A 17,722-nucleotide genomic window follows, 5' to 3' on the forward strand; every position below is an offset into this window, starting at 1 on the left:
ACAAACTAAAAACTATAAACCCACTATTAGGAGGAAAACAATTATGGCTAAAATGTATTATAACCAAGATATCAACGAAGGACTTTTGAAAGATAAGCTTATTGCAATCATCGGATACGGATCACAAGGTCACGCACATGCACAAAACTTGAATGACTCTGGATTCAATGTAGTTGTCGGCGTTCGCGAAGGAAAATCATTTGATCAAGCAAAACAAGACGGACTAAACGTGTTGACTGTTCGTGAAGCTGCTGAAAAAGCGGACGTTATCATGATCCTACTTCCGGATGAAAGACAGAAGCAAGTCTATGATGCAGAAATCGAGCCAGCACTTACAGCAGGGAAATCACTTGTTTTCGCACACGGATTCAACGTACATTTCGATCAAATCGTTCCACCAGCAGATGTTGACGTATTCCTAGTTGCACCAAAAGGACCTGGACATCTCGTTCGTAGAACATTCGAAGCAGGCGCAGGCGTTCCAGCATTGTTCGCAGTGTACCAAGACGTTTCTGGTCAAGCAAAAGACGTAGCTCTTGCTTATGCAAAAGCAATCGGTTCTGCACGCGGCGGAGTTCTTGAAACAACATTCAAAGAAGAAACTGAAACAGACCTATTCGGAGAACAAGCGGTACTTTGTGGTGGATTGACTTCACTTGTCAAAGCAGGATTTGAAACACTAGTAGAAGCGGGTTACCAACCAGAACTTGCTTACTTCGAAACATTGCATGAAACAAAACTAATTGTTGACCTTATGTATGAAGGCGGAATGGCAGGAATGCGTTACTCAATCTCAGATACAGCTGAGTGGGGAGATTTCGTTTCAGGACCACGTATTGTTGACGCAGATACAAAAGCACGCATGAAAGATGTACTGACTGATATTCAATCAGGTAAATTCGCGAGAGATTGGATCGCAGAAAACGAAAACGGCCGTCCGAACTTTAACAAGTTTGAGGAAACTGAAGCACAGCACGAAATTGAAGTAGTTGGTAAAAAACTTCGTGCGATGATGCCTTTCGTTAATGAAGGTGCGAAATCAAAAGAGGAAGAAGTGGTGGGTAGTGCGAAAAATTGACATATTCGACACAACTCTTCGGGACGGTGAACAATCTGCCGGTATTAATCTAAACACCGCAGAGAAGTTACAAATTGCACGACAGCTTGAAAAATTCGGGGCAACAATCATCGAAGCAGGGTTTCCTGCTTCATCCCCGGGTGATTTCGAAGCGGTACAACGTATTGCAAACATAGTGAAAAAATCAACGGTAACTGGTCTTGCCCGCGCAATGAAAAGCGATATTGAAACATGTTGGGACGCACTTCGTGGTGCAGAAGAACCCAATCTTCATGTATTTTTAGCAACTTCACCTATCCATATGGAATATAAACTTCAGAAGACACCGGACCAGGTCGTCGATATTGCAGTAGAAGCTGTGAAATACGCACGCAAGTTTTTCCCTCGTGTTCAATGGTCTGCGGAAGATGCAACCCGCTCCGATCGCGATTTCCTAGTCCGCATCATCAATCAAGTAATTGCGGCGGGTGCAACAGTTATTAATATCCCAGATACAGTCGGCTATGCTACACCTCAAGAATACGGGGCGTTGTTCAAGTACTTGAAAGAAAACGTGACAGGTATCGATAAAGTGAAGCTTTCCGCACATTGTCACGATGACTTAGGATTCGCAGTTGCGAACTCAATCGCAGCGATTGAAAATGGTGCCGATCAAGTTGAAGGTACAATCAATGGAATCGGAGAGCGTGCAGGAAATGCAGCGCTTGAAGAAATTGCAGTCGCTCTACATATCCGCAAAGATTTTTATGGATTGGAAACAGGCATTAATTTACAAGAAATCAAACGCACGAGCCAGCTAGTTAGCCAGTTGACAGGCGTTGTTATTCAGCCAAACAAAGCGGTTGTTGGTAAGAACGCATTCGCGCACGAGTCAGGTATTCACCAAGATGGCTACTTAAAAAATCGTGAGACTTATGAAATTATTACGCCAGAATTAATCGGCGGTAAAACTGAACCACTTGCACTCGGTAAACACTCCGGCAGACATGCATTCAGCGACCGTGCCATTTCAATGGGCTTCGATCTAGACGCTGATAAGTTAAATGAGGCATTTGTAGAATTCAAGAAGCTTGCGGATCGTAAAAAGGAAATTACAGAAGATGATCTATTTGTATTGTTTACAGATCAGCAAATTCAAAATAATGATATACCTGTTTATAAACTTGTTGATGTTCAAGTGCAATATGCAACTGCGAATGTCCCAACAGCTACGGTTACAGCGGTAAACCCAAATAGGGAAACAGTGACTGCAACGGCAACGGGTTCGGGATCAGTTGAAGCTATTTTCAATACGTTGGAAATGCTTGTTGACGGTAAAGTTCATATTCTTGATTATCGTGTTACCTCCATTGGAAAAGGACGCGATGCACTTGGTGAAGCAGTTGTTAATCTAAGTATCAATGGTGAAGTATCCATTGGGCGTGATGTTGCACAGGACGTGTTGGGCGCATCGGCAAAAGCCTACTTTAATGCGATCAACAGGCAATTGATTCAACAGGATTCAAAAACAAAAACAAAAGTTAATGTTAATTAACTAACTATATCGAAGACATAGATAAATTTAAAAAACAGCGGAAGCACGTTGTTGTAAGTAAGAATTTTCAAATAGTGTAAGTTTCGTAAACAGATTGAAAACAATAAGGAGGAGAAGTTCTATGGAGAAGAAAATAACAGTATTACCAGGTGACGGAATTGGTCCAGAAGTGACAGAAGCGGCAGTGAAGGTACTTGAAGTAATTGCAAGACGTTTTAAACATACATTTAACGTAGAATACGGTGTAATCGGCGGCGCTGCAATCGATAAACATCAAAATCCACTTCCGGATGAAACAATAGCTCTTTGTGAAGCGAGTGACGCGATTCTTCTCGGTGCGGTAGGCGGTCCTAAATGGGACCAAAACCCTTCAGCATTACGCCCTGAAAAAGGTTTGCTTGCCATTCGTAAACGCTTTGACTTGTTTGCCAATTTACGTCCAGTCAAAGCAATTCCATCCCTACTCCATGCTTCTCCTCTAAAAGAAGAAGTGGCAAAAGATGTTGATATGATGATTGTACGTGAACTGACTGGCGGTTTGTACTTCGGAGAACCAAGTCGTCGTACAGCAGAAGCAGCAGTGGATTCATTAGTTTACACACGCGAAGAAATTGAGCGGATTGTCGTCAAAGCATTTGAAGTCGCTCGCTTACGCAGAGGGAAAGTAGCTTCTGTTGATAAAGCGAATGTGCTTGAAACGAGTAAGTTATGGCGTGAAGTTGTTGAAGAGAAGAAAAAAGCATATCCCGATATCGAAGTGGAGCATATGTTAGTCGATTCAACAGCAATGAAACTAATTACAAATCCAGCAGCATTTGACGTTGTCGTAACTGAGAATATGTTTGGTGACATCCTAAGTGATGAAGCATCTGTCATTACGGGTTCACTTGGCGTTCTACCGTCAGCAAGTATCCGTTCGGATGGTTTCGGTCTTTACGAACCGGTTCATGGTTCTGCACCAGAAATTGCAGGACTTAACATGGCAAACCCTGCCGCGGCTATTCTATCTGCTGCAATGATGTTGAGGTATTCATTCAAGATGGAAACGGAAGCATCAGAAATTGAAAAAGCGGTTAACACGGTATTCGAAGATGGGTTCTTCACAGCTGATCTTGCGGCTTCGGGGCAACGCGTGTTATCTACAAAAGAATGGACAGAAAAAGTAATCGACGAACTGGATACTCAATTCGTCTCGAATAGCATTATGTTCTCATACGTTTAACTTAATTAGCCCAACGCATCATTAATGAGAGAGGAAGGGGTGTCATATGGTTAAGAATATCATCGAAAAAATCTGGAACCAGCATATCGTCTATGAAGAAAAGGGGAAACCAGATTTACTCTATATCGATCTTCATTTATTACATGAAGTGACTTCTCCGCAGGCGTTTGAAGGACTTAGACTTGCCAATCGGACTGTGCGCAGACCTGATCTTTGCTTTGCGACGATGGATCATAACGTACCAACACGTAACCGCGATGCAATCAAAGATCCGATTGCACGGAAACAAATCAACACATTGCAAACGAATTGCGACGAATTCGGAATCCCGCTTGCAAACATGGATCACCCCGACCAAGGCATTGTCCATATTATCGGGCCGGAACTGGGACTTACACAACCTGGAAAAACAATCGTCTGTGGCGATAGCCATACATCTACACATGGCGCATTTGGTGCAATTGCTTTTGGAATCGGCACGAGTGAGGTAGAGCACGTACTTTCAACGCAAACATTGTGGCAAGCAAAACCGAAAACAATGGAAATCCGCATTAACGGAAAACTTGGTTTCGGTGTTACTGCAAAAGATGTTATTTTAGCGATTATCGCAAAATTCGGTATCGATATGGGAACTGGACATATTGTTGAGTTTACGGGAGAAGCCATTCGGAATTTGACGATGGAAGAACGTATGACGGTTTGTAATATGTCGATTGAAGCAGGTGCGAAAGCCGGTTTGATCAGCCCTGATGAAACGACAATCGCCTACTTGAAAGACCGTAGATATGTTCCTGAAGGCCAAGATTTTGAAGAAGCGGCGGCGCATTGGCTGTCCCTTGCAACAGATGAAGGTGCATCCTACGATACGATTCTTGAGATAAATGCGGATGAAATTGAACCGTTTGTCACATGGGGAACAAATCCTTCAATGGGATCGGGTATCTCCGCACGCGTACCTTATGCAAAAGACTATGCAGTGGAGTCAGACAAAGAGGCTTTGAAACAAGCACTGGCGTATATGGGCCTTAAAGAAGGAATGCCACTGAAATCCATTGACATCCAACACGTTTTCATCGGTTCTTGTACAAACGCGAGATTGAGTGATCTACGCGCAGCTGCAAAAGTGATTGAAGGGAAGAAAGTACATCCTTCTGTCACGGCAATCGTTGTACCCGGATCACGCACCGTTAAAAAGCAGGCAGAGGATGAAGGGTTGGATTCAGTATTTCTTGAAGCTGGTTTTGAATGGCGGGAATCAGGTTGCAGCATGTGCCTTGCGATGAACGATGATGTTGTTCCAGCAGGCGAAAGATGTGCTTCAACATCGAACCGTAACTTTGAAGGTCGTCAAGGAGCAGGGGCACGTACACACCTTGTGAGTCCGGCTATGGCAGCAGCTTCTGCGATTGCAGGTCACTTCGTAGACGTACGCGAATTAGAAGTTGTTCATTCATAATTGAGGAGAGGATGATTAGATGGAACCGATTAATGAAGTCGTTAGCGTCATTACACCGCTAGATCGTAAAAACGTTGATACAGACCAGATTATATCAAAAGAGTTCTTGAAACGAATCGAGCGTACTGGATTCGGAAAGTATTTATTTTACCACTGGCGTCATCATGCAGATGGAACCGAAGTGAAAGATTTTGTCTTGAATGATGAACGGTTCAAAGGATCTAAAATCCTCGTCGCTCAGGAAAACTTCGGTTGCGGCTCTTCGAGGGAACATGCGCCTTGGTCAATTTTAGACTATGGATTCAACGTTGTCATCGCACCAAGTTTTGCAGATATCTTCTATAATAATTGCATGAAAAACGGTTTATTACCCATTAAGCTAAAAATGGATGAAGTTGAAGAGTTGCTTGCAAATGGCCAACAGCAACCCTATTCAGTTGAAGTCAATTTAGTTGAACAGACGGTAACTGGGCAAGGCGGAAAGACTTATTCGTTCACAATTGATCCGTATTATAAAGAAATGTTGTTAAATGGCTGGGATGAAATTTCTTTAACTTTTAAATATGAAGAACAAATCGCCAAATATGAAGCACTACATCAACTTACGTAAATGCGAAAGACTAGAGGATGTGGAGTGAATCTTAATTTGTATGACACAGCAAGTTTATTTGAAGCATTTGAACGCATATCACAAGTTGTGCACAGAACACCTATTAAACAATCGAAGACGTTAAATGAATGGACACAATCAAATGTCTATTTAAAGCTTGAAAATTTGCAGAAGACAGGGTCATTTAAAATACGTGGCGCATATAATAAAATTTCGACACTGTCCGGGGAAGAATGTGCAAAAGGACTAATTGCCGCTTCTGCGGGAAATCATGCACAAGGAGTTGCGCTGGCAGGACGAAAAGCAGGCGCACGCGTTACGATTTTCATGCCTGAAACAACGCCAATCGCAAAAGTGGATGCTACTCGCAAATACGGTGCGACCGTTAAACTTATCGGGAAAAGTTATGATGAAGCCTATAAAGCTGCACGTACCGAACAGCTGGCAACGGGCGCTACATTTGTTCATCCGTTTGATGATCAAACCGTTATCGATGGGCAGGCTACAGTTGCAATGGAAATGCTGCAACAACAACCTGACTTGGATACGATTGTTGTACCAGCAGGTGGCGGCGGGCTTCTTGCAGGGACTGCACTTGCTGTGAAGGCGATACGGCCAAGTGTAAAAGTAATTGGTGTTCAGGCTGCCAACGCATCTGCGATATTCACAGCATTCCATGGGCGAAAAAACAGCTCGACGCATTTTTTACCGACAATCGCAGAAGGAATTTGCGTTCGTGAACCAGGTGTAGTGACAATGGATATCATTCATAATTATGTTGACGATATGGTCACGGTAACGGAACAGGAAATTTCATCAGCGATTCTTTTCATGCTCGAACGTGAGAAGCTCCTTGTTGAAGGAGCCGCAGGGGCTGCAATTGCCAGTGTGTTGAACAAGAAGTTACCTGTTTCATCTAATCGGGTCGGTATAATCGTCTCGGGTGGGAATTTCGATGTTAGTAAGTTGGGTGACTGTATTGCAAATACGACTGATATGGTGACTAACTTTTACTGAGAATCCTTTGGTGTCTTTCGACGCTGAAGGATTTTTTAATGCGTGAAAATAGTGGAATGTTGTTCATTAGATTAATTAAAGCATATTGATTTCATGGCTAGACCCCATATACCTACGTTCTATTTACATAAAGTTTTTCAACTACTTTGTTTGCTTTGAATTGAGTGTGTAATGGGAGTAGTCCGTTAAGTTTACTCGGACTAAAATAGATGTTATCTTGATTAAAGTCAATAAAAATGCGTGCTTTTTAAATGTTCATGTAACCGATTACATAGATGCAAAGAAAGGGGCACAATGCAGAGAAAATAATGTAAAAAAAAGGAGAATTCAATATGGACTTTTCACCATGGGTATTATTTACGGATATTGGTTTGATAGCACTGCTTTTACTTGCAGGAACGATTATACGTGCAAAGGTAGGTTTCGTTCAGCGAATGTTTTTACCTGCCAGTATCATAGCAGGGCTTCTAGCATTAATACTCGGACCAAACGGATTCGGTCTTTTACCGTTTTCAGATCAAATGGGTACTTATCCGGCAATTTTGATAGCAGTTATTTTTGGTACACTGCCATTACTGTCACCTAGAATTGACTGGAATGCTATCAAGACAAGAGTTGGTAGCATGTGGTCGTACTCTCAGTTGGCGATGGTGTTAATGTGGGGCGGAGGTTTGCTGTTCGCTCTTATTCTGATCAATCCAATATGGGATGTGCATGATGGTTTCGGTTTGTTACTTGCGTCAGGATTTGTAGGCGGACACGGAACTGCAGCGGCGATTGGTGCAACGTTTGCGCAAAATGGTTGGGAAGAAGCAACTTCTTTGGCAATGACATCCGCTACAGTAGGGATTTTGAGTTCGATCTTAATTGGGATTCTCTTCGTTAAATGGGGTTCATCTAAGGGACATACATCTTTCCTGTCTTCATTCGATGATTTACCGAATGAACTTAGAACGGGTTTGATCCCCCCTGGTTCAAGAACGAAGTCTGAAACGGATACGGTATCTTCCATTTCAATAGACCCTTACGTTTTCCACTTATCTATCATTGTAATCATTGCAATGGGCGGTTATTATTTAAGCCAATTAGGCTCTATGTTATTGCCAAGTGTTGTTATACCAGCATTTTCACTAGCATTTCTGGTAGGGCTCTTAGTGAAGAAAATATTGAATTCAACGAATACGGATCAGTATGTGAGTAAGGATGTCGTTTCACGTATCAGCGGAAGTGCGACAGATATTCTTGTTGCATTCGGAATTGGGTCGATCAGCATATCTGTCGTAGTCGATTATGCTGTTCCACTACTCTTATTGTTCTTGTTCGGTCTGGTTTATGCATATGTGTTTTTCGTAATTCTTTCCAAGAAATTCTTTGCTGAATACTGGTTTGAAAAAGGGATCTTCACATGGGGCTGGACAACTGGAACGGTTGCTATGGGGATGGCGCTTCTCAGAATCGTCGATCCGAAATCGGAAAGTAAGACACTGGATGATTACAGTTTGGCGTACATTCCAATTGCGCCCGTTGAAATTTTACTCATCACGTTCGCTCCGATGCTTGTGTTGAATTCGCAAGGGTTGGTCTTTGTCGGTATCACATTCGTCTTCTCATTCGTCATTTATTTGATGGCGATTAAATACAAATGGTTGAATAAAAAGGCATAATGAAACAGGACTCCAGTCGTCGAAGTGACGACCCGGGAGTCCTGTTTTTTCTATCAGTAGAGTGTCAGTCACTTTTTACCGAGTCCATCTTCAAAAACGATTGGTTTCAGCCCAGATTCAGCAGCTGCAAGCTTTCTTCTGAGACCGATAAAGAATGCGATTACAATAATCACGGTAATGATACCGGCGATTATATAGGCAAGATCCATTGGTAGACGGAAACCAATTTGAGCGTTCAATATATAGGTGAAAGTTGTCATGGTTATGAATGTCGCTGGGATGGCTGCAATCCAGTAATTTTTCTTCTGTAGAGCGAGATACATTGCACCAATCCACAGTGCAATCATTGCCGTGGTTTGATTGGCCCAGGCGAAGTAACGCCATAGTATATTGAAGTCCATTTGAGTCAGAACGATGGAGATGGCAAACATAGGCAGTGCAATCCATAAGCGACTACTGAACTTTCTTTGTGCAACGCCAATGTAATCTGCGACAATCATGCGCGCACTGCGGAATGCGGTATCACCGGAAGTGATAGGTAAGACGATTACACCAAGCACTGCAATCGTTCCTAAGACTGCGCCAAGTGTTGTCATTGATACTTCTTTGACGATTCCAGCAGGTCCGACAGTATCTAGCAAAGCACTTAAATCGGTTCCGTGAAAAATGGACATCGCTGCCGCTGCCCAAATCATCGCGATGATCGCTTCTGCAATCATCATTCCGTAAAAAATATAACGTCCTTGTGATTCATTTTGAGTTGTACGAGAAATGATGGGTGATTGCGTGGCATGAAAGCCCGATAAGGCACCACATGCAATGGTAATGAAGAGAATCGGGAAAATCGGTAATTTATCAGGATGTAAATTTGCAAGTGTAAGTTCAGGGATAGGGTGACCTTGAATAATAATGGCGCCCCCGATGCAGACCGTGCTGATTAATAGAATCAACCCTAGAATCGGATAGAGCCTACCAATGATTTTATCAATAGGAAGTAGTGTAGCTAACAAATAATAAGCAAAAATGATGACGATCCAGATTCCAACTGACATCCAGCCTTGTGTTAAATCTCCTAGTAACGCGGCTGGTGCTGTTACAAATACCGTTCCGACCAGAATTAATAATAGTAAGGCAAACGCATTGACGACATGTTTGAATACTTTCCCAAGAAATTGACCGGCAAGTTCAGGCAAGTGGGCACCACGATTTCGTAGTGAAATCATTCCGGTTAAGTAGTCATGGACAGCGCCTGCGAAAATGGCTCCGAAAACAATCCATAAGAAAGCAACCGGCCCGTAAAGTGCACCCATAATTGGCCCGAAAATAGGACCTACACCCGCTATGTTTAATAGTTGAATCAGCGAGTTTTTCTGTTTGCTCATCGGCACATAGTCTTGCCCATCCGCTAGCGTATACGCCGGCGTTTTACGATGTTCTTGCATGCCGAATACTTTCTCCACGTACTTGCCATACGTGAAATAAGCGGCAATCAACAGTGCAATCGAAACAAGAAATGTAATCAATTCTACTCCTCCTTTTTTGTTGGTCGTGTTGTTGCAGTGACAGATTGTAGTCTAACTTAGGTTCGATGGCGGTGACTGTCACCCAATAAATGTCCGAGCTATTTATTGACTTACCGAATCCGCGAATATCAATCCTGATGCAGTGATAGTTCATCTTTGGGAGATGATTGTACTGGTATTCGAACAATTTATGATTTGCAAGTGAGCTGTGGACAAACCGAATCGTTCTAATCGATGTCGGATAAAAATATTCAACATGAATGCTCACGTTATTCTCTACTTTCAAGTAAGAATCCCTCATACCTCCAGGACTTTATTCGATTCGGTTCATTACTATATGAATACGCAGGGGTTGTTATTCAATGGGATATTTCATTGAGAAACTATTTGGTTACTTCAAAAAGGTTGTGTAATCGATTACAAAAAGATAGGAGTAGGGGGATAATAGGTTGCTTTTCGGGATGGTGCGAAAAATCCCAGTGTTTCAATAGCGAGTGTGTTACGTTTTAGCAAAATTAGTGACATGTTTATCCATATAACATTTCCGGCCGTCCAATGCCTGCAGGTGAGCGCCCAACGCCCGTAGAACCGCCCGAATCTCGCCGGTGACCGCCCAAACGCGCTGTCGTACCGCTCAAAAATCGCCGACGACCGCCCGAAAATCCTAGCGTACCGCTCGAATGTCGCCGGCGACCGCCCAAACGCGCTGTCGTATCGCTCGAAACTCGCCCGCGACCGCCCGAAAACCCTAGCGTACCGCTCGAATGTCGCCGGCGACCGCCCAAACGCGCTGTCGTATCGCTCGAAACTCGCCGGCGACCGCCCGAAAACCCTGTCGTACCGCTCGAATGTCGCCGGCGACCGCCCGAAAACCCTAGCGTACCGCTCGAATGTCGCCGACGATCGCCCGAAAACCCTGTCGTACCGCTCGAATGTCGCCGGTGACCGCCCAAACGCGCTGTCGTACCGCTCAAAACTCACCGGCGACCGCCCGAACCCGCTGCCGTACCGCTCAAATCTCGTCGTCAACCGCCCGAACCCGTTGTCGTACCGCTCATAGCTCGCTGTCAACCGCCCGAAATCTTCGTCCAACCGCCCAAACCCCTCAACCACCCACCAACAACCTAAAACCTAAAACCCAAGTGCCTTCCTCACCTCCGTCATATACGTTTGGCTGACGGGTAACTCTGTGCCATCCCTCAACGTTAATAATAGATTCGAAGTGATGTCCTTGGAGATACGTAAGATGGCTGGAATGTTCACAATGTAAGATCGATGGACTCGCATAAAGTTTTTTGGAAGCCTTAATTGTAAATCTTTCAATGTATGTCTGGTGCTATACTGTTCGCCGTCTACGTAAAACCAAGTTTTCTTTTGTAAGCTTTCTATATAGGCAATCTCATTGATCGGAACAGGGCTCCAGTCTTCATCCTGTTTCCCTGTCAGGAAACGGAAGGGTTCATGGCGGTGTACATGATAATTCGGAGGCAAGATGACGATTAGCGCACCAGGTTCACCAAGCAGGTCAATGGGATAGCCGATTCCATAGTAGGGAACTCCGAATGACAAGTTATCCATGACTGTGTCCACTTTAATGCGGTCATGAATCACTTTATCTGCCAGGCTCCCAGGCATAATGGGCTGGCCTTCTTTCAACTGGATGTCGTGAACACCTTCAACATAATAAATGTAATGACCGCCAATGGCAATCGCGACGGCAGCGTCTTTTGGGACCCAGTCACCTAATATTGAAGCATACTGTTGTAATACATCTCTAGCAATCTCCACATTTTCCTTCACCATATCTGTTTCCCCCTTTATAATCTATTAATCTAAAACATTCAAAGGATTTCGTCGACTCTAAATCAAGTTCATCCCGAAAAAATATCATTTTGTCGGAAAGTACAGACAACTTCGGTGTTACTGTTATATATTAATGTATAACAACTGCAGCTGTTATGAAACAGTACAAAAGCATTAATTTCATAAATAGCTGACCGTTAAAAAAATTGGAAGGTGTGACGTTTGATATGACTAGACAAAAGCAGATTGAACAATTGGAAAAAAGTTGGGCAAAGGATAGCAGGTGGAAAGGGATTGAACGTCCTTATACTGCGGAAGAAGTTGTGAAACTTCGTGGATCCATTTTGATTGAACAAACACTGGCAACTAAGGGTGCAACACGTTTATGGGATTCATTGCATGAAGAAGACTACGTCAATGCACTTGGTGCACTAACAGGTAACCAAGCGGTGCAACAAGTAAAAGCCGGACTTCAAGCAATTTATCTAAGTGGCTGGCAAGTGGCAGCGGATGCAAACCTTTCGGGCCAAATGTATCCTGACCAAAGTTTATATCCAGCAAATAGTGTTCCTTCTGTTGTCAAACGTATCAACCAAGCACTACAACGGGCTGACCAAATCGACCATTCAGAAGGACGCGATGATGGATTTGACTGGTTCGCACCAATTATAGCGGACGCTGAAGCAGGATTTGGTGGACCTCTTAATGTATTCGAATTAATGAAAGGTATGATTGAAGCCGGAGCAGCTGGCGTTCACCTGGAAGACCAACTGGCATCTGAAAAGAAATGTGGACACCTAGGTGGAAAAGTATTGCTTCCTACACAAAATGCGATTCGTAACTTAGTCGCTGCAAGACTTGCGGCAGACGTTCTCGGCGTACCAACTGTTCTTATCTCACGTACAGATGCAGATGCAGCAGATATGGTCACAAGCGATATAGATCCAGTAGATGCTAAATTCCTAACTGGCGAACGGACACCTGAAGGATTCTACCGGACAAAACCTGGTATCGACCAAGCGATTGCACGTGGATTGGCTTACGCGCCATATGCCGACCTTGTCTGGTGTGAAACGTCACATCCGTCCCTTGAAGAAGCGCAACAGTTTGCAGATGCAATCCATGCGAAATTCCCTGGGAAAATGCTTGCTTATAACTGTTCACCTTCATTCAACTGGGAAGCGAATTTGGACGAAGCAACGATTGCTAAATACCAAGTGGAACTCGGGAAGATGGGCTACAAATTCCAATTCGTCACACTTGCAGGTTTCCATTCATTGAATCACAGCATGTTCAACCTTGCGCATGACTACAAAGACAATGGCATGGCGGCATACTCGAAACTGCAACAAGCTGAATTTGCGAATGAAGAGAAAGGCTATACAGCGACAAGGCACCAACGTGAAGTTGGAACGGGCTACTTCGACGACGTGTCACAGATCATTTCAGGCGGCACATCTTCTACGACAGCTATGAAAGGTTCTACGGAAACCGCACAATTTGTTAACTAGTCAACAATCGGAAATCGGAGAGGGTGTTGAAACTGTCAACGAAAGCCAATACAACTCATACGATAAAAGTCATAGGCGAACTGAATGCTGAAAGTGAAGGGATATTAACTCCGGAAGCACTGGAATTCCTACAATCTCTTCATACTCATTTTGATGAACGAAGGAAAGAACTCTTAGCAAAACGAGCACAGCGTCAAGTGGAAGTGGATAATGGAGTCCAACTCGATTTTTTACCCGAAACGATAGCGATACGGGAGGGGGAATGGACGATTGCGCCCCTTCCTAGCGACTTACAGGACAGACGGGTAGAAATTACGGGACCTGTTGGACGGAAAATGGTCATCAATGCATTAAACTCAGGCGCGAAAACATTCATGGCCTGTTTTGAAGACGCAACTTCCCCAACTTGGGCGAACATGTTGGAAGGCCAACTCAATATGAAAGATGCCGTCCGCAGAACGATAGAGTTTGAACAGCCATCCAATGGAAAAACATACAAATTGAATGAAGATATTGCCGTTTTGATGGTTCGACCGCGAGGATTACATTTAGTGGAGAAAAACGTCATGGTTGGCGATGAACCGATTGCAGGAGGTTTCTTCGACTTTGGGCTTTACTTCTTCCATAACGCAAAAGAATTAATCGCACGTGGATCAGGACCTTACTTCTATCTACCGAAGATCGAAAGTCATCTAGAAGCAAGATTGTGGAACGATGTATTCATTTTTGCACAGCAGCGACTTGGTATTCCCCAAGGAACAATTCGTGCAACCGTGTTAATCGAAACAATTATAGCGGCATTCGAGATGGACGAAATACTTTACGAGCTTCGAGACCATTCAGCAGGGTTGAATTGCGGACGCTGGGATTACATTTTCAGCTATATTAAGAAGCTGCGTAATCAGCCGGATGTCATTTTGCCGGATCGAGGCCAAGTGACGATGACATCGCCATTCATGCGGGCTTACACATCGCTCTGCATTCAAACTTGTCACAAGCGGAATGCCCCGGCAGTCGGGGGGATGGCGGCACAAATCCCGATTAAAAATGATCCACAAGCAAACGCGGCGGCATTTGGCAAAGTAAGTGAAGACAAACGCCGTGAAGCGACTGACGGGCATGATGGAACGTGGGTGGCGCATCCAGGACTTGTCGCAGTAGCGATGGAGCAGTTCAATGCGCATATGCCAACACCGAATCAAATTGACCGTAAGCGGGAAGACGTTCATGTAACCGCAGCGAACTTACTCGAAGTCCCAGAAGGAACCATTACAGAAGAAGGCCTGCGAATGAATTGCAGTGTGGGCGTCCAATACATCGCCTCTTGGCTCAGAGGAAATGGGGCGGCTCCAATCAATAACTTGATGGAAGACGCGGCAACAGCAGAAATCTCAAGATCCCAAGTATGGCAATGGATTCGTCATCCGCAAGGAAAACTTACCGATGGCCAAGATATTTCAGAGAAATTAGTTATGGAAGTATTGAAAGAAGAAGTTGCATTAATTCAACAGCAAGTGGGAGAAGAAGCATTCCGTTCCGGTAGATATGAAGAAGCCGCAGAACTGTTTTCCTCATTGATTGTGCAAGATGACTTCGTTGAGTTTTTAACACTGCCAGGTTATGAGAAATTAGTATGAGGAATAAATGAAGGCCAACTATTATGAGAGTGGAGGAGATTAATATGCAAACAAACAAAAACAGGAAAGAAATGCCGAAAAAGATTTGTCGGGAATGTGGCTGTGAAATTGTAGAGAAGGTCGAGTCTCCATTGTTCGAGTGTGAACGATGCATTGGTTTAAACGAAGGGTGACAGAATGGCGGCTCAATTCCTTAAAACGGAATAGAGCCGCCATTACTATGTAAAACGTATACACAATTTCGACAAGGATAGAGGACTTTCACAACATATATCGAAGTACTACTAATGAACGTTAAACAATCTAACGAAATGTGAGGGATACTTAATGCGAAACGAAGAAATGCTTTTGATACCCGGACCGACGCCAGTTGTCGATTCCATTTACGATGCGATGGCAAGTGAAACGAGAGGACATACAGATCCTAGATTTGTTGCCATCTATAAAAATGCAATCGAGCAGACAAGAGAATTACTTAAAACCGACGGAGAAGTATTCGTCGTTGCTGGATCTGGAACGGTTGCAATGGAAATGGCGCTCGTCAATACTGTCGCTGCCGGCGAAAAGATATTAATCGTTAGTCAAGGCTTCTTCGGTGACAGGTTCATAAAACTAGGCCAAGCTTTCGGGATTGAAATAGACGTCCTGCAGTCCGAGTGGGGCAAGCAAGTCACTCCTGAAGAAGTGGAAGCGAAACTGGCCGAAGGAACCTATAAAGCTGTTACAATCACACACGCCGATACATCAACAGGTGTCGTAGCTAATCTGGATGCGCTTGTTCCCATTATAAAAAAACACGGGGCACTTGTCATTTTGGATGGTGTCTGCGCAACGGCTGCGATGGAAGAAGATATGAGCAAAGGGTATGGCCAACCGGACTATAAAATTGACGTGATTTTAACAGGTTCTCAAAAAGCGATTGGCGTGCCACCCGGACTTGCAATTGTCGCTTTCAATAAAACAGCTTTGGACGCAAGAGCGCAAATCGAACGCGTTCCAGCTTATTATTGCGATATCTATAATTGGATTCCTATCATGAATGATCCATCGAAATATTTTGCAACACCGCCTGTAAACTTGATCTATGCCTATGATGAAGGAATGAGACTCGTCCTTGCAGAAGGGGTGTCGAACAGAATTGTACGCCACACGGCATTCGGAAAGGCAGTGCGTGCAGCACTTTCTGAATACGGCATGAAAGCATTAGCACAAGAAGACGTTGCAGCGTCAACTTTGAGTTGTATCCTTTACCCGAAAGGCGTGAACGATGCCGAGTTCCGCGCAGCACTCGGTAAAAAAGGTGTCATCGTCGCAGGCTCACTCGCTCATTTAGCAGGCAAAGCACTCCGCATCGGGCATATGGGCAATACGACGGAACAAATGCTCGAAAAAGCAATTGAATTAATCGGCGAAACGTTGAATGAAATCGGTCATTCTGTAGATATCCAAAAAGCAGTTGAACGGTTTAAAGAAGAAGTGAAAGTGGCCGTTTGATTAAGAATTAATGTGGGCTATCCTATAATGGGATAGCTTTTTTTGTTCTGGAAATCGTACGAGTGCTCGAATCCACCTCGTGACCGCCCGAAAACGCTCGCCAACCGCCCGTATCATCTGCGCGACCGCCCAAAGCCCGTCGTCAACCGCCCGAATCATCCGCGCGACCGCCCAAAAACCCCCACCAACCGCCCAAAACACCTACAAATCTAGTATGTATTCATGGAGTACCCTAATTCACTCCTAACCCTAACGGCGATATCGGGTTTATCTGTAAATACGCCATCTGCACCCATCCTTAGAAGGGCTCGGATTGTATCTTCATCATTAACGGTAAATGGATGAACGTCCATTCCTTCCTTGTGCAGTGATTCAACAAATTCCTTTGTTACTGCGTCTGCATTCAAACCTACACCGGATGCATACACTTCAAGTTTACGTAACGCTTTTTTTGAAAGGTGCGCAGCTTTATCGAATGTGTATAACTTGATAAGAGGAATAGAAGGTTCCATGGCAGCCACTTTTTTCAAGCTCTTCTCACTGAATGATTGAATGATCACTTTTGGCATTATTTCATTTTGGTCAAGGAGGTCGTGAGCACGAAGCTGTTGGATCAGTTCATTTTCAATGCCCATGTTGTTTACAGGAGATTTCATTTCAATGTAGTAATTAACTGTATTACCAAAGTGTAGTAAGATATCCTCCAGTTCGAGGACTTGTAAATCTTTATATCCCGGAGAGGCATAACGGGGGTTCTTTTCATTAAAATCATCGCCAGGCGAATAAAGATCGAGTTCATCCATCGTAACGTCAGCAACTGCTTGTTCGGCATTGGGAAATGACACGATTGAATCGTGGAACGCGACAAGTGTGCCATCCTTCGTCATTTGTAAATCAAGTTCAATGTAGTCCGCACCCATTTCAACAGCCATTTCATAGGCAGTTAACGTGTGACCGGGCGCATAGGCCGATGCTCCGCGATGCGCAATGACAAGGAATCTATCTTCAGGTAAAGATACGCGTTCAGCAGAGGATATCATGCAACCGGATAACGCTAAAAGGAGTAGCAGCATCGTCATTTTTTTCATCGCAATCGCTCCTTCTTTGTTTAAGCAATGTAAAAGTTTATAAAGATTCAGTAAATAACGAATGGCATATTGTCTACTTATTGTA

At 44.0% G+C, this 17,722-nt stretch carries 15 protein-coding genes; 11 read left to right on the forward strand and 4 right to left on the reverse strand.

The features are described 5' to 3' along the window. Positions 1-43 precede the first annotated feature (43 nt). From ilvC to AC25Y5_RS13110, 7 genes are all read left to right on the forward strand, one after another. Positions 44-1,078, forward strand: coding sequence for a ketol-acid reductoisomerase (gene ilvC, locus AC25Y5_RS13080; RefSeq protein WP_482102110.1), 1,035 nt, complete (start codon positions 44-46; stop codon positions 1,076-1,078). Further along, the gene (locus AC25Y5_RS13085) at positions 1,065-2,612 is read left to right on the forward strand and encodes a 2-isopropylmalate synthase (RefSeq protein WP_488140684.1); all 1,548 of its coding nucleotides are present in this window, start codon (positions 1,065-1,067) and stop codon (positions 2,610-2,612) included. Before ilvC ends, AC25Y5_RS13085 begins: the two co-directional genes overlap by 14 nt. Positions 2,613-2,733: 121 nt before the next feature. Next, entirely contained in the window at positions 2,734-3,834 is a 1,101-nt protein-coding gene (gene leuB / locus AC25Y5_RS13090) for a 3-isopropylmalate dehydrogenase (RefSeq protein ID WP_482102108.1), read from the forward strand. A 46-nt stretch (positions 3,835-3,880) separates the two neighbouring features. Then, on the forward strand, positions 3,881-5,290 hold the full coding sequence (leuC, locus tag AC25Y5_RS13095) for a 3-isopropylmalate dehydratase large subunit (RefSeq protein WP_482102107.1): 1,410 nt from the start codon (positions 3,881-3,883) through the stop codon (positions 5,288-5,290). 19 nt (positions 5,291-5,309) lie between these two features. Beyond that, positions 5,310-5,900, forward strand: a complete 591-nt coding sequence (gene leuD / locus AC25Y5_RS13100; protein ID WP_482102106.1) for a 3-isopropylmalate dehydratase small subunit — start codon at positions 5,310-5,312, stop codon at positions 5,898-5,900. Positions 5,901-5,924: 24 nt separating this feature from the next. Beyond that, on the forward strand, positions 5,925-6,917 hold the full coding sequence (gene ilvA, locus AC25Y5_RS13105; RefSeq protein ID WP_488140685.1) for a threonine ammonia-lyase: 993 nt from the start codon (positions 5,925-5,927) through the stop codon (positions 6,915-6,917). 332 nt (positions 6,918-7,249) lie between these two features. Continuing rightward, the gene (locus tag AC25Y5_RS13110; protein ID WP_488140686.1) at positions 7,250-8,581 is read left to right on the forward strand and encodes a sodium/glutamate symporter; all 1,332 of its coding nucleotides are present in this window, start codon (positions 7,250-7,252) and stop codon (positions 8,579-8,581) included. Between the two features lie 68 nt (positions 8,582-8,649). Here the strand turns inward: AC25Y5_RS13110 and AC25Y5_RS13115 are convergent, their stop codons facing one another. From AC25Y5_RS13115 to AC25Y5_RS13125, 3 genes are all read right to left on the reverse strand, one after another. Beyond that, on the reverse strand, positions 8,650-10,104 hold the full coding sequence (locus tag AC25Y5_RS13115) for a carbon starvation CstA family protein (protein ID WP_488140687.1): 1,455 nt from the start codon (positions 10,102-10,104) through the stop codon (positions 8,650-8,652). Positions 10,105-10,521: 417 nt separating this feature from the next. Continuing rightward, on the reverse strand, positions 10,522-11,196 hold the full coding sequence (locus AC25Y5_RS13120; RefSeq protein ID WP_488140688.1) for a hypothetical protein: 675 nt from the start codon (positions 11,194-11,196) through the stop codon (positions 10,522-10,524). Between the two features lie 39 nt (positions 11,197-11,235). After that, positions 11,236-11,907 carry a LytR/AlgR family response regulator transcription factor gene (locus AC25Y5_RS13125; RefSeq protein ID WP_488140689.1) on the reverse strand — a complete coding sequence of 224 codons (672 nt, stop codon included), beginning with the start codon at positions 11,905-11,907 and terminating at the stop codon, positions 11,236-11,238. Between the two features lie 227 nt (positions 11,908-12,134). Here AC25Y5_RS13125 and aceA point away from each other — a divergent pair, with 227 nt between their 5' ends. The 4 genes from aceA (at position 12,135) to AC25Y5_RS13145 (ending at position 16,549) form a co-directional block, all read left to right on the forward strand. Beyond that, positions 12,135-13,418 (forward strand): isocitrate lyase, encoded by a 1,284-nt coding sequence (gene aceA / locus AC25Y5_RS13130; RefSeq protein WP_488140690.1) that lies wholly within the window; start codon positions 12,135-12,137, stop codon positions 13,416-13,418. 62 nt (positions 13,419-13,480) lie between these two features. After that, positions 13,481-15,055: a malate synthase A gene (gene aceB, locus AC25Y5_RS13135; RefSeq protein WP_488140738.1), complete on the forward strand. Its 1,575-nt coding sequence runs from the start codon at positions 13,481-13,483 to the stop codon at positions 15,053-15,055. 44 nt (positions 15,056-15,099) lie between these two features. Further along, positions 15,100-15,228 carry a protein YhfH gene (locus AC25Y5_RS13140; RefSeq protein ID WP_482102098.1) on the forward strand — a complete coding sequence of 43 codons (129 nt, stop codon included), beginning with the start codon at positions 15,100-15,102 and terminating at the stop codon, positions 15,226-15,228. Positions 15,229-15,382: 154 nt separating this feature from the next. Further along, the gene (locus tag AC25Y5_RS13145) at positions 15,383-16,549 is read left to right on the forward strand and encodes a pyridoxal-phosphate-dependent aminotransferase family protein (RefSeq protein ID WP_488140691.1); all 1,167 of its coding nucleotides are present in this window, start codon (positions 15,383-15,385) and stop codon (positions 16,547-16,549) included. A gap of 209 nt (positions 16,550-16,758) precedes the next feature. On the opposite strand, the gene AC25Y5_RS13150 is transcribed toward AC25Y5_RS13145, so the two are convergent. Continuing rightward, entirely contained in the window at positions 16,759-17,637 is an 879-nt protein-coding gene (locus AC25Y5_RS13150) for a glycerophosphodiester phosphodiesterase family protein (protein WP_488140692.1), read from the reverse strand. Between the last annotated feature and the right edge of the window lie 85 nt (positions 17,638-17,722).

The organism is Sporosarcina sp. Y1011 (assembly GCF_057669885.1).